Genomic DNA, 12,577 nt, shown 5'->3' on the forward strand with positions numbered 1-12,577 from the left:
AAAAATGAAGATTGCAAGAATTTATGTAAGCGCTTTATATTGAGAGGGGCAAAGGGGAAATGCACATTGAAAAAAGGGGGACTTACGCATCATGAAAATAAGAATGCGAAAAAAATGGATGGCCTTGCCGCTTGCTGCCATGATGATCGCCGGATGCAGCCATTCGGAAACATCCAATTCAGCAAGCGATTCGAAAGATACGATCAAAATTATGGCGCCGCTTTTATCGCCGGAAAGCCCGAGTGATAAGAGTCCTTCATTAAAAGCGCTCGAAAAATACACAGGCAAAGAGATTAAGGTCACATGGGTGCCTGATTCATCCTACAACGACAAATTCAACATCGTCATGGCTTCAGGAGAGATGCCTCACGCGATTGTCATTAAAGATAAGTCAGCCGGCTTTATCAAGTCTGTCAAAGCAGGGGCGTTTTGGGAGCTGTCTCCTTATTTAAAAGACTACAAGAATTTAAGCCAGGCAGATGAAAAGATTTTGAAGAACAGCTCGGTGAACGGCGAGGTGTACGGAATCTACAGAACGAGGGATCTGATCAGGGCGTGTATGATCATCAGAACCGACTGGCTGAAAAATGTCGGTCTGGATATGCCGGAAACGCTTGATGATTTCTATGAAGTGCTGAAAGCCTTTAAGGAAAAAGATCCTGACGGAAACGGCAAGGATGATACGTACGGCATGGTCGTGCCGAAATGGATGGGACTCGGCAACGGAAGCCCATGGGATGTTCTGCAAATCTGGTTCGGCGCTCCGAACCGCTACGGTGTTGAAAACGGAAAGCTGATTCCGGATTTTACAACGAAGGAATACATGGATGCGCTCACGTTTTTTAAAAAGCTCTATGATGAGGGATTGATCAATAAGGACTTTGCTGTCATGGATTCTGCGAAGTGGAATGATCCGGTTGTAAAAGGAAAAGCGGGTGTCATCGTTGATACAGGCTCAAGAGCGTCTCAAATCCAAAGCGCGATGGAGGAGGCGGATGAGTCGAACAAGGATATCATTGATATCGTCGGCTCGCTTGAGGGACCGAATGGCAAGCGCACCTTCCCGACATCTGGTTATTCAGGCATGATCGCGATACCAAAATCAAGCGTCAAAACCGAAAAAGAGCTGAAAGAGGTGCTGTCCTTCCTCGATAAGATGAATGACAAGGAAGCGCAGATTCTCACGAACAACGGAGTGAAGGGCCGCAATTACGAGCTCAAGGACGGCGTATTCACCTCACTTGAAAAAAACAACAAATCTCTCCTGTATGAGCATGAAGGCTTGGCACAGTTCAGCATGTCGATTCCGAAAAGCGAGTATTACATCGAAGACCAGAAAACCAAGCTCTTCCAGCATCGCAAGGACATCATAACCGAAGGAGAAAAAATAGCGGTCTTTAACCCGGCTGAGTCGCTTGTATCTGATGTCTATACCCAAAAAGGAGCCCAGCTTGACAACATCATCCTCGACGCGAGAACACAATTTATCATTGGAGAAATTGATGAAAAAGGGTTCGATGATGCGGTGGAGCTTTGGAAAAAAAGCGGCGGCAATGAACTGATGAAGGACTTGAACAAATTGTACCAATCGTCAAAATAAACCGATGCGCCTGCCTTTCGGCGGGCGCCCCGGTATCACGAAAGGAGAACAGATATGGAAACAGTGCCGAAGAAGGGAGATGCACCTGTTCTCACCGCTGGAAAAGGCATCAGCTGGATGGCTGCGCTCAAACGGGACAAATGGCTTTATCTTCTTCTTATTCCCGGTCTGCTTTATTTCTTGATTTTCAAATACTTGCCGATGTGGGGCGTGCTCATCGCTTTTAAAGACTACTCGCCATATCTCGGTTTCTGGAAAAGCGAATGGGTCGGCTTTGATTATTTCAAAGACTTTTTTATGAATCCGGATTTTTTCCGGCTGCTGCGCAACACCCTCATGCTGGCGAGCCTGGATCTTTTGTTTGCCTTTCCCGCGCCTCTCATTTTGGCTCTGCTTTTGAATGAGGTAAGAAAGGCCGTGTATAAAAGATGTATCCAAACCTTTATTTACGTACCCCATTTTGTATCATGGACAATTGTGGTCAGCATCACCTTCGTTTTCTTTACTGTCGATACAGGTGTGATCAACAAATTGATTATGAGCCTGACAGGTGAGCAGATTTCTTTCTTGTCGGATGCAGACTGGTTCCGGCCAATGATTGTGATGCAAAGCATTTGGAAGGAGACAGGCTGGGGAACGATTCTATTTTTGGCAGCGCTTGCTACGGTTGATCAAGAGCAGTATGAAGCGGCCATCATGGACGGAGCGGGACGGTTCAGGAGAATGTGGCATATTACGCTGCCGGCGATTAGAAGCACCATTATCGTTTTGTTGATTTTAAGAATCGGCAGCTTTTTGAATCTAGGCTTTGAACAGGTGTATTTGATGACGAACTCGCTCAACCGCAGTGTGGCTGACATCTTCGACACGTATGTGTACATGATGGGGATTACCCAAGGGGCGTATAGCTACAGCACGGCGGTCGGTTTGTTTAAATCAGTTGTCGGGATTATCTTGATTTTTGGCGCCAATTACATTGCGAAAAAGTTTGATCAGGAAGGATTGTTTTAGAGGAGGGAGAGGTATGGCTGAAATTCACACGATGCACAACACCAAAGCCGGACGGGTGTTTGACGTCTGCAACATTCTGTTTCTCGGCGGTGTCGGCGCGATTACCATTTTGCCGTTTTTATATATTATCGCCGGTTCCTTTGCGACAGAAGCGGAACTCGCCCAGCGGAGCTTCTTTATTTTCCCGAAAACCTTTACACTTGATGCTTACAAGTATGTGTTTTCGACACCGACGTTCCTTCGAAGCATGGGCGTGTCCATCTTCATCACGGTGGTTGGGACGGCTGTACAGCTGTTTTTTACCTTCACGATGGCGTATCCGCTGGCGAAGCGGCATGTGAAGGGACGGAATCTGCTGTTGAATCTGGTGATTTTCTCCATGCTGTTTTCAGGCGGCATGATTCCGATGTACCTTGTCGTAAAATCACTTGGCCTTTTGGATACGTATTGGGCATTGATTCTGCCGATGGCGATTAATCCGTTCAACCTGATTATTATCAAAAACTTCTTTCAGCAGCTGCCGCGCGAGCTGGAGGAATCAGCAAAAATTGACGGCTGTTCCGAAATCGGCGTCTTCTGGCGGATCGCCCTGCCACTGTCAAAGCCAGTTATTGCGACCTTTGCGCTGTTTTATGCGGTCGGGATTTGGAATGATTTCTTCCACGCTCTCTTATATATCAATGACAGTTCAAAATGGCCGCTGCAAATGGTGCTTCGCCAAGTCACGATTTTATCGGATTTAACGGCGACCAATGGCGATACGATGCAAAATGCCGTTCCGCCGGAGCAGGGAATTAAACTCGCTGTCATTGTCATTGCGACGCTGCCGATTTTGGCGGTCTATCCATTTTTACAAAAACACTTTGCAAAAGGAATGCTGATCGGTTCGGTGAAAGGCTGAGAAAGGGAGTGTTTCATATCAGTACATTAGATCAGATTAAGATTGCCTATATCGGCGGGGGGTCCCAAGACTGGGCCAGAAGCCTGATGAGTGATTTGTCGATTGATGAACGGATGTCAGGCACGGTGGCGCTCTATGATCTTGATTTTGAAGCCGCTCAGAAAAATGAAGTGATCGGCAATCACAGCGGGAACGGCAGATGGAGATATGAGGCTGTTTCTACTTTGAAAAAGGCGTTATCAGCCGCGGATATCGTCATTATTTCCATTTTGCCGGGATCACTGGATGATATGGAAGTCGATGTGCACTTGCCTGAGCGCCGCGGTATTTATCAGTCTGTAGGTGATACTGTCGGGCCTGGAGGGATCATCAGGGGCTTGCGTGCTGTGCCGATATTTGCGGAAATTGCCCGGGCAATAAGAGACTACGCACCTGAATCATGGGTCATTAATTATACAAACCCGATGTCTGTCTGTACAAGAGTGCTGTATAAAGTGTTTCCCGGCATCAAAGCGATTGGCTGCTGCCACGAGGTATTCGGGACGCAAAAGCTATTGGCGGAAATGGTCACGGAAAGACTGGGGATAGAGGGGCCGCGGCGTGAGGATATCCGCGTTAATGTGCTCGGCATTAACCATTTTACATGGATCACAAAAGCCTCTTACCGCCATATTGACCTGCTGCCTATATTCCGTGAATTCAGCGCGCACTATGGGGAATCAGGATATGAGCTGGAGGGGGAAAGCTGGAGGGACAGCGTCTTTTGTTCGGCACACCGTGTTGCGTTTGATTTATTTGAAACGTATGGCGCCATCCCTGCTGCGGGTGACAGGCATCTGGCAGAGTTTCTTCCCGGCCCATACCTCAAACAGCCTGAGGTATGGAAATTTCATCTCACACCTATACCATTCAGAAAACAAGACAGAGCTGAGAAACGACAAGAAACAGAACGGTTGATCGTGCAACAACGGGGCGTTGCTGAGAAAGCTTCGGGAGAAGAAGGCGTGAATATCATAGCGGCTCTTCTCGGATTGGGTGAACTCGTCACAAATGTAAATATGCCGAATCAAGGCCAGGTCTCAAACCTTCCTATACAAGCCATTGTCGAAACAAACGCATTCATCACAAGGAACCGTGTCCAGCCGATTTTGTCCGGAGCGCTTCCGAAAGGTGTGGAAATGCTGGCGACTAGGCATATATCCAATCAGGAGGCAGTGGCGGACGCAGGTTTAACAAAGGACACTGGCCTCGCGTTTCAAGCCTTCCTCAATGACCCGCTTGTCAAGATTGACCGCAGTGATGCAGAGCAGCTTTTCAATGACATGCTCCAATTCACCATGCAACGTTGAGCGGAGCTTTTCCGGTTTAGAAAGGAAAGCATTGACCATACTGATAGTATAATCAAGAAGTAGGTGCTATCAATATGGGAAATTATTTAAGCGTTGCGGTAGAACTGGTCTGCGGTCTAGGCATTTTATTTATCATCTTAAAGCTTCTCGGGAAAACCCAATTTTCTCAAATTACGCCGTTTGATTTTATCTCTGCTTTAATTTTAGGAGAATTGGTCGGAAATGCCGTTTACGATCATGAAATCAAAATCAAAGAAATTATTTTTGCTTTGCTATTGTGGGGCTTGCTGATTTATATTATTGAATTTATCACGCAAAAAATGAAATCATCGCGAAAGTTCTTGGAGGGCGAGCCGAATATCGTCATCCGCAAAGGGGAGCTTCAATATAAAGTATTGAAGAAAAATAAGATGGACATTAACCAGCTGCAAAGCCTTTTGAGGCAAGCTGGGAGCTTTTCGATCCAAGAAGTAGAATATGCGATTTTGGAAACAAACGGGATGGTCAGTGTGCTTCCAAAATCCGACTTTGACAAACCGACAAATAAGGATTTGCAGATTCCTTCGAAGTCCGTTTCTCTGCCGATCACTTTAATCATAGATGGAGAGGTTGTCCGGGATAATTTGAAGGAAGCAGGTGTGGATGAACAGTGGCTGAAGCAAGAATTGAAAAAGAAGAACATTGATAAGACGGAGGACGTGTTATTTGCAGAATGGCATAAAAATAAGCCGCTGTATACCGTAACATACGAACAAAGCAGATCAACATGACTCTTAGAAAAAAGCTTGCAGCAAGGCGCAAGCTTTTTATTGATTGTATGTCCCTTGTTTGACAGCACGTACATGGTACATGCTCACTTCAGTGCTGATCAGATAGTCAGGCTTTGGTTTGCCTTTGTTTGCTTTGTGGCCGGCGATATGCGCATCGCTTTTTTCCCATTGCTTCCAGTGATCCTCTGATTCCCAGCGAATCATGACAACAACTTCTTCATCACCGCGGCGCACATTTTTTTCAAGCACTGTCACATCAATTAAACCTTCTTGTTTTTCAATGATTCCTTCAGCGCTGAAACGTTCTATGACTTTATCTGCAAAGCCTTCTTTAACCGTCATTTTTCTCAACTGTACAAACATTTGTCTCACTCCAATCATTCTCACATATGAATAATTGTAAATGAAATTCATTCTCAATGTCAAAGAAAGCGCAGGGCGGAATCGAACCGCCGTGCGCAACAGTTTATTCTTTTAATAAAAACACATTTCCGTCTTCGTCCTTAAATTGAACGAAGGTGCCCCACTCCATTTGATTGGGCTCACCGAGAAATTCTACACCGTTTGTCTTCATTTTCTCGTATGTACCAAAGATGTCTTCGCATTCAAACACAATAGAAGCCTTCATTTGCTCTGAGCCTTTCATCATGGCTTTCGGGTAAATGACTAAACGAGTCTCGGCCCCTTTTGGCGCAACCTCCAGCCAGCTTGCTTCAGGTCCCATTGGGTGGTCCGCTGCAATATCAAAGCCTACCTTCTCTGTCCAAAATTGCTTCGCTTTCTGCTGGTCCTCGACATATATAGCAACAGTGCCAATTTGTTTGATCATAGGGAAACCTCCAAGTTGAAAAGATAATAATACTATAACCTGTTTACGGACGAAGTAACATAAAAAAATCAGCCGGGAAACCGGCTGATTATTAAAATGAGCAGCTTACAACATCGATGTGATTTGTGTCTAAGGCGAAATAAACCCAGCGGCGCCGTGAGGAATCCCAATAAAAGCCGCCGACGGATCTTCTGCCAAGGATGATCGGGTAAAACCAAAATGAGCGGCCATTGGTTAACCAAACATAGGTAAATCGGAAAAGGCAAGGACGAATGGTGATTGGTTCAACTAACAAAACGGCTCCTTGAGAACCCTGCGGTTTTGGGGGTTTCGCTGGTATTTGGGAAGGAGGAGGTCCCTGCGGCGCACCGCCGAAGCCTGGGCTGGCACCGCCGCCAAAGCCTGGAACAGCGCCACCGCCAATACCAGGGCCGGAGCCGCCGCCAGAGCCCGGAACAGCGCCGCTGCCAATGCCAGGCCATGGATATCGGTATTCATATTCAAAAGCAGGCCAAGGCTCATAAAAATGCCCCGCAAACATATAAGGATCAACATAATACATGTGATAACGTCCTTTCTCATTGTAAACTGTACATTGCAGTTTATGCGGGCGGACTCTTATTGGTGCATTCGCCTAAGGATATAAAGCTGGAATGCTCTCAGAGAGCATAATCATTTGATTTTTCTCTAGTCTTATTCACAATTCCGATTTATCATTTTATAATGAAAGTGCTTCTATTACGAAAAAGGAGACAGACCGTGAATATCGATCAATTATTATATCAATATATCATAGACAACACTGCGGATATTACTGAGAAATGGTTCAGTTTGCGTTGCCAGCTAAAAGGCGAGCTATATTCCGCCAGCCATTTAAGTGAAGAAACGAAAACACTTTTAACCGAGCAGCATACATTTACCAATATAACAATCGCAAGCGCATTTCTGGAGGATCAAACCGATTTTCAAGAAAACATGACAAAATGGGCGGAAAACGTTGCGAAAAACAGGGTAGAGCAGGATGTTCAAGTGCATGAGGTCGTAGAAGCCATATCCAATTCTAGAATCTCATTCTGGGACGCAGTCGCAACATTTATAAAAGAGAATCAGGAGATCATCACAAATGAGGATGCAGACCGATGGAACCGCATTGTGAATCAGTCGTTCGATAAGCTGATTATTGAATTCTCCGAGCAGTACCAAAAATTCATGCTGATGAGGCTCACATCTCAGCAGGAATTGATCTCAGAGCTTGGCTGCCCGGTCATTTCCATTGCCGATGGAATCGGGATATTGCCGCTTATCGGCTCCATTGATACAAAACGGGCACATGTCATTTTAGAAACAGTGCCGGTCCGCTGTGTCGAGAGAAAAATCACAAGCCTCGCCGTTGATCTTTCAGGTGTTCCGATTGTGGATACCATGGTGGCTCAGCAATTGTACAACCTGTCTAAAACGCTTTTCTTATTAGGCGTCAAAGCCGTATTTTCAGGGATTCGCCCGGATGTGGCCCAAACATCGATTCAATTGGGGCTTGATTTTAGTGAATATGAAACGTACGGCACGCTGAAGCAGGCATTAGAAAACATGGGTGTCCGCTGTATTGTTGAGGAATTGGAAGAAAACAAATAGAAAGTTTCCAGGCATATGATTGTCCGTCACCGGGTGATCATATGCCTTTTTGATTTGAACAGAAATCACCATTGATTTATCAAAAAAAACATAATATTATAATTCTTATAAGAATACTGTGAATTAAAACCTGTTCATCAGGGGGGAAGGTCTTTTGGTTTCAAAATCAACGATTGATCCGGAAGTGATTGAAAAAATAATCAGCTCGCTGGAAACACTCGATTTCGGCACCGTTCAGATTACGGTTCATGATTCTCAGATTACCCAAATTGAGAAAATAGAAAAGCACCGTTTTTCGCTGAAAAGGAAAGAATCAAAATGATAATGTAAAGGGCGTTTGTTTCATTAAATTCTCCTTAAAACATATACATATTTCATCCAATTTTTATATAATAGACCTTTAAGATCATTTTTTAGGAGGATTTTTGACATGCAAGCTACGGTTCACGAGAGTAAGCAATCGATCATGCAACGCATTTTGACAGTCTTTGTCTTCACTTTGCTGATCGCGACTGTAGGCCTTTTTATCGGCCAATTTGTTCCTGCCGCTTTGATGCTGCCGCTTTCTATTCTTGAAGTGGCGATGATTATTCTGGCCTTCTGGATGCGCAGAAGAAAAGCGGTCGGGTATGCGTTTGTATATACATTCGCGTTCGTTTCCGGCATTACCTTATTTCCGATCGTCAGCCATTACGCTTCCATCGCCGGCGCCTATGTCGTGCTTGAAGCCTTTGGCTCTACATTTGTCATTTTTGCCGTCTTAGGCACAATCGGCGCAAAAATGAAGAAGGATTTATCCTTCCTGTGGTCATTTCTGCTGGTAGCGGTGCTCGCCCTCGCAGTGGTAGGGATTTTCAACATTTTCAGCCCGTTAAACTCAGCGGCGATGATGGCGTATTCCGTGATCGGAACCATCGTCTTTTCCCTTTACATTTTGTATGATTTGAATCAAATCAAACACCGCCACATTACGGAAGACTTGATTCCGGTTATGGCGTTATCGCTGTACCTAGACTTTATCAACTTGTTCATCAACCTGCTCCGCTTCTTCGGCATTTTGAGCAGTGATGATTAATGAAAAAGCGCCTGTCTTTGGATAGGCGCTTTTTTTCCATACATAAAAAGGGCAGATGGAGTGTTTATGAGTATCCTATCATTTTAAATACGCTGGAGCAGGTCACAGTGCTGGAGCCATGGTACGAAGACCCGTCATCATCGGAGGAGACGCCGCCCACGCCGGTGCGCCAACCCTGGCACAAGGAGTGGCAATGGCGATCGAGGATGCCATCGTCCTCGCCGAAGAACTCCAAAACCACGCCGACCACGAAACAGCATTACAGGCGTACTATAAAAGAAGAGCCCCACGAGCGCTCAAAGTCCAGAACCTATCATCGGAAATCGTCCGCCGTGGGCTGAAAGGAGAGCCGGGAGCGGAAGAACTGATTGGGGAATGCTATGCGGTGTTGAGGGAAGGATATTAAATAGGAAAAGTCCAGAAAGTGATTTCTGGACTTTTTTGTTTAGAAAGACACAAGTGTTTAACTAAATTATCTAGAAATTGATAACAATAAATGATGTAAAATCATCCGGTATTTGGTAAAATTAAGTCAAAAAATATAAGTTTCTGTTAGAATATCATTATGTAAAATAGGGGGACATTATGGAAAAGTGGATAGGTAAACGCCCTACAATAGGTCAAAAAACCTTAGTAACAAAGTATGGAAGATTATTACAAGAAGCAGAAATCGCAACCTTATCGTCGCAGGAAAGCGTTCTAAAGATTATCGAAGCTGAATGTGATAAAAAAAGTGGTAGAGAATTAAAAGGGATATTAGCACTTACTACACAATCCATTTTCTTTGTTTCTAAGCACGAACAGATGACTTATGAATATTCACAAATTAATGATATTGAAGTAAGGACTAATGGAAAAGATAAAAATAGTTGGAGTTTAAGCCTTAAAATAGGCCGTAAAAAACGTACATTCGATGATATTAAGAAAAACGATGATAGCCAAGAATTTATAGAGATTTTAGAATACATAATAACTAATCAATCAAAAGAAATTCTAACGACAGTTACACATGATTTTGATTATTTTTTACATGCTGAAAAATTAAATGATTTACAAAATCGAAATGTTAAAATTACTTCATTTCTAATGAAGAGGGACAATCTAAATCTGTCGAAAAATGGTGAACGATTATTGCGTGAAAAGCATAAAGGTGCTTCCTTGATAGCGGAAGGCTTTTTTCAAGAGGATAGACAAAGTAAGGGTAATTTTATTGTACTCGACAATCAAGTGGTGTACTTATATGAATTTAATAATAAAGAAAGAAAAGCCAAACTATTAAATAAGTGGGATTTTAAATATTTTTCTCATGCGGTTATTGATCGATTTGCAATAAAAACAGTTATCAATGTTACGGAGACAGGAAAAAGTTTAATTATAAATCTATCTGGCAAGGAATTTGTTTCTATTTTAAATGATGCAAATATTCCCCTACATCAGAAGAAGAGGAAATGGTACCAAAAAATCCTAGGGTTCCGAAGTGGTAAGTGGTGGAAGAGAGCTATTGCTTCATTGGTTTACCTGCTGATATTACTGTTAACCTTTAACGCATTTTTTGGTGAAAACAATAAAGAAGCTAGCTCTGTAAAATCAAGTGATAAAACAGCTGTTTCAAAGACCGAACAAAAGGAAGAACAGACAGAAAATCAAAGCAAACAGGAAGGTAATGAACAACAAGATAATAAGAGTAAGAAAGAAGAAAAAGCAAAAAAGCAAGCAGAAGAGAAACGTAAGCAAGAGGAAGAAGCGCGATTAGCAGAAGAAAAACGCAAGCAAGAGGAAGAAGCACGACTAGCACAAGAAAAGCGCAAGCAAGAGGAAGAAGCGCGACTAGCACAAGAAAAGCGTAAGCAAGAGAAAGAGATACAACAAGCAGAGGCACAAGAACAACAGACGAATGTCTATTACAAAAATTGTACCGTAGCACGGCAAGCTGGTGTTGCACCTATCCATTCTGGTGAACCGGGATATGCTAAACATCTTGACCGTGATGGTGATGGAATTGCTTGTGATCGCTAATTCATATATGGTTATCTAAAGAAAGAGAGAATACTGAAGGGCTTGTCAAGAAAAGTGTGTAAGTTATTCTAGGATATTTCTTCACACGTTGGGCTTGTCAAGAAAAGTGTGTAAGTTATGGGCTTGTCAAGAAAAGTGTGTAAGTTATTCTAGATATTTCTTCACACGTTCCTTTAGGTGGTCATGAACTAATAGTTGATTCATGACCATAGCCCATTGCTGGATGCGTCCACCATCCCATTTCTTTTCTAATTCTTTTGTTCGTAAAAACAATATTTTTAATAGGGCATTCTCATGGGGGAATGCTCCTTTTTTCGTGACTTTTCGAAAGCTAGAGTGGATACTTTCAACGGCATTTGTAGTGTACATGATTTTACGAATATTACCACCATAATCGAAAAGTTGTTCCACATGAGAAAAGTTTCGTTTCCATACGTCTACAGCTCCAGGGTACGTAGACCACTGCTTTTCAAAAGATTCAAATGCACTGTGACAAGCCTTAAGGCTTGGAGCTCCATACACTTTCTTTAAGGCAGCAGTAAAAGGCTTGTAGTCTTTACTTGGTATATACTTAATCGAATTTCGAATTAAATGAACAATACATCTCTGTACGGTCACATCAGGAAAAATCGCACGTGCTCCTTCTTCCAGACCACTAACGCCATCCATTGAGAGAAAGAAGATATCTTCTACACCACGAGATTTGATTTCATCAAAAATTTGCATCCATTTATGTTTACTTTCCGTTTCATTCAACCACAAACCTAGAATGTCCTTTTTACCTTCTATGGTATATCCTAGTATTGTGTAAACGGCATACTTCTTCGTTTCATAGTCATTACGAATGGTTGTGTAAAGACAATCGACAAACACAAAAGGGTAACAGTTACTTAAGGGACGATTTTGCCACTCTTCTAAATTAGGAAGTACAGTATCCGTAATGTCGGATACCATTTCATGAGATACAGAAAAGCCATAGATGTCTTCTATCGTGGAAGAAATGTCTCGTTGTGACATTCCTCTGGCATACATCGAAATGACCTTATCCTCTATAGAGGATACATCTCTTTTACGCTTTGGAATCAACTGCGGTTCAAATGAACCATCACGATCACGGGGGACTGCAATTTCAACTTCTCCTGCTGTTGTTTTCACGATCTTTTTGCCATATCCATTTCTTCTATTTCTTGTTTCTTTTTCTCCCTTGTCATTGGATTCATAGCCCAAATGGTGATTCATTTCACCTTTTAGCATTGACTCAAACATGGGACCAAATATGTCTTTTAATGCTTCTTGCATATCTTCTACTGATTTAGGCTGATACTGTTCGATAATCTTGTTAGCTAATTCTACGGAGTTCGGATCTCTTTTCAATTTCCCCACTGAAACCACTC

13 protein-coding genes and 1 pseudogene are annotated in these 12,577 nt (G+C 43.2%); 10 read left to right on the forward strand and 4 right to left on the reverse strand.

The genetic code is table 11. The features are described from left to right. Window positions 1–91: 91 nt before the first annotated feature. The 5 genes from NSQ09_RS09725 (at window position 92) to NSQ09_RS09745 (ending at window position 5,631) form a co-directional block, all read left to right on the forward strand. A complete protein-coding gene (locus tag NSQ09_RS09725; RefSeq protein WP_041337838.1) occupies window positions 92–1,600 on the forward strand; it encodes an extracellular solute-binding protein in 1,509 nt (502 codons plus the stop codon). Window positions 1,601–1,654: 54 nt separating this feature from the next. Continuing rightward, window positions 1,655–2,611, forward strand: coding sequence for an ABC transporter permease (locus tag NSQ09_RS09730; protein WP_014479122.1), 957 nt, complete (start codon window positions 1,655–1,657; stop codon window positions 2,609–2,611). A gap of 13 nt (window positions 2,612–2,624) precedes the next feature. Beyond that, entirely contained in the window at window positions 2,625–3,512 is an 888-nt protein-coding gene (locus NSQ09_RS09735; protein WP_069964041.1) for a carbohydrate ABC transporter permease, read from the forward strand. Window positions 3,513–3,520: 8 nt separating this feature from the next. After that, window positions 3,521–4,861 (forward strand): alpha-galacturonidase LplD, encoded by a 1,341-nt coding sequence (gene lplD / locus NSQ09_RS09740; protein ID WP_272515669.1) that lies wholly within the window; start codon window positions 3,521–3,523, stop codon window positions 4,859–4,861. Window positions 4,862–4,935: 74 nt separating this feature from the next. Next, window positions 4,936–5,631 (forward strand): DUF421 domain-containing protein, encoded by a 696-nt coding sequence (locus tag NSQ09_RS09745; RefSeq protein WP_272515668.1) that lies wholly within the window; start codon window positions 4,936–4,938, stop codon window positions 5,629–5,631. A gap of 36 nt (window positions 5,632–5,667) precedes the next feature. Here the strand turns inward: NSQ09_RS09745 and hmoA are convergent, their stop codons facing one another. From hmoA to NSQ09_RS09760, 3 genes are all read right to left on the reverse strand, one after another. Then, window positions 5,668–5,994: a heme-degrading oxygenase HmoA gene (gene hmoA / locus NSQ09_RS09750; protein ID WP_003243958.1), complete on the reverse strand. Its 327-nt coding sequence runs from the start codon at window positions 5,992–5,994 to the stop codon at window positions 5,668–5,670. 103 nt (window positions 5,995–6,097) lie between these two features. Next, on the reverse strand, window positions 6,098–6,460 hold the full coding sequence (locus NSQ09_RS09755; protein ID WP_041332676.1) for a VOC family protein: 363 nt from the start codon (window positions 6,458–6,460) through the stop codon (window positions 6,098–6,100). A 91-nt stretch (window positions 6,461–6,551) separates the two neighbouring features. After that, window positions 6,552–7,022 carry a hypothetical protein gene (locus NSQ09_RS09760; RefSeq protein ID WP_341031187.1) on the reverse strand — a complete coding sequence of 157 codons (471 nt, stop codon included), beginning with the start codon at window positions 7,020–7,022 and terminating at the stop codon, window positions 6,552–6,554. 197 nt (window positions 7,023–7,219) lie between these two features. On the opposite strand from NSQ09_RS09760, the gene NSQ09_RS09765 reads away from it, so the two are divergent. From NSQ09_RS09765 to NSQ09_RS09785, 5 genes and pseudogenes are all read left to right on the forward strand, one after another. Next, the gene (locus NSQ09_RS09765; RefSeq protein ID WP_341031190.1) at window positions 7,220–8,092 is read left to right on the forward strand and encodes an STAS domain-containing protein; all 873 of its coding nucleotides are present in this window, start codon (window positions 7,220–7,222) and stop codon (window positions 8,090–8,092) included. 154 nt (window positions 8,093–8,246) lie between these two features. Next, window positions 8,247–8,414 (forward strand): YezD family protein, encoded by a 168-nt coding sequence (locus tag NSQ09_RS09770; protein WP_003244522.1) that lies wholly within the window; start codon window positions 8,247–8,249, stop codon window positions 8,412–8,414. A 108-nt stretch (window positions 8,415–8,522) separates the two neighbouring features. Next, the gene (locus tag NSQ09_RS09775) at window positions 8,523–9,167 is read left to right on the forward strand and encodes a Bax inhibitor-1/YccA family protein (RefSeq protein ID WP_015252597.1); all 645 of its coding nucleotides are present in this window, start codon (window positions 8,523–8,525) and stop codon (window positions 9,165–9,167) included. 68 nt (window positions 9,168–9,235) lie between these two features. After that, window positions 9,236–9,573 (forward strand): annotated as a pseudogene (locus NSQ09_RS09780) (FAD-dependent monooxygenase); the annotation flags it as partial. 179 nt (window positions 9,574–9,752) lie between these two features. Then, on the forward strand, window positions 9,753–11,183 hold the full coding sequence (locus NSQ09_RS09785; protein WP_270581550.1) for an excalibur calcium-binding domain-containing protein: 1,431 nt from the start codon (window positions 9,753–9,755) through the stop codon (window positions 11,181–11,183). A gap of 144 nt (window positions 11,184–11,327) precedes the next feature. Here NSQ09_RS09785 and NSQ09_RS09790 read toward each other — a convergent pair whose 3' ends face one another. Then, entirely contained in the window at window positions 11,328–12,575 is a 1,248-nt protein-coding gene (locus NSQ09_RS09790) for an IS256-like element ISBsu2 family transposase (protein ID WP_031600262.1), read from the reverse strand. Between the last annotated feature and the right edge of the window lie 2 nt (window positions 12,576–12,577).

Source organism: Bacillus sp. FSL W8-1202, assembly GCF_038006165.1.
Classification (GTDB): domain Bacteria; phylum Bacillota; class Bacilli; order Bacillales; family Bacillaceae; genus Bacillus; species Bacillus subtilis.

Coding starts and splice junctions, on each gene's coding strand:
- NSQ09_RS09725 (WP_041337838.1), top strand. CDS start 92: ATGAAAATAAGAATGCGAAAAAAATGGATGGCCTTGCCGCTTGCTGCC.
- NSQ09_RS09730 (WP_014479122.1), top strand. CDS start 1,655: ATGGAAACAGTGCCGAAGAAGGGAGATGCACCTGTTCTCACCGCTGGA.
- NSQ09_RS09735 (WP_069964041.1), top strand. CDS start 2,625: ATGGCTGAAATTCACACGATGCACAACACCAAAGCCGGACGGGTGTTT.
- NSQ09_RS09745 (WP_272515668.1), top strand. CDS start 4,936: ATGGGAAATTATTTAAGCGTTGCGGTAGAACTGGTCTGCGGTCTAGGC.
- hmoA (WP_003243958.1), bottom strand. CDS start 5,994: ATGTTTGTACAGTTGAGAAAAATGACGGTTAAAGAAGGCTTTGCAGAT.
- NSQ09_RS09755 (WP_041332676.1), bottom strand. CDS start 6,460: ATGATCAAACAAATTGGCACTGTTGCTATATATGTCGAGGACCAGCAG.
- NSQ09_RS09760 (WP_341031187.1), bottom strand. CDS start 7,022: ATGTATTATGTTGATCCTTATATGTTTGCGGGGCATTTTTATGAGCCT.
- NSQ09_RS09775 (WP_015252597.1), top strand. CDS start 8,523: ATGCAAGCTACGGTTCACGAGAGTAAGCAATCGATCATGCAACGCATT.
- NSQ09_RS09785 (WP_270581550.1), top strand. CDS start 9,753: ATGGAAAAGTGGATAGGTAAACGCCCTACAATAGGTCAAAAAACCTTA.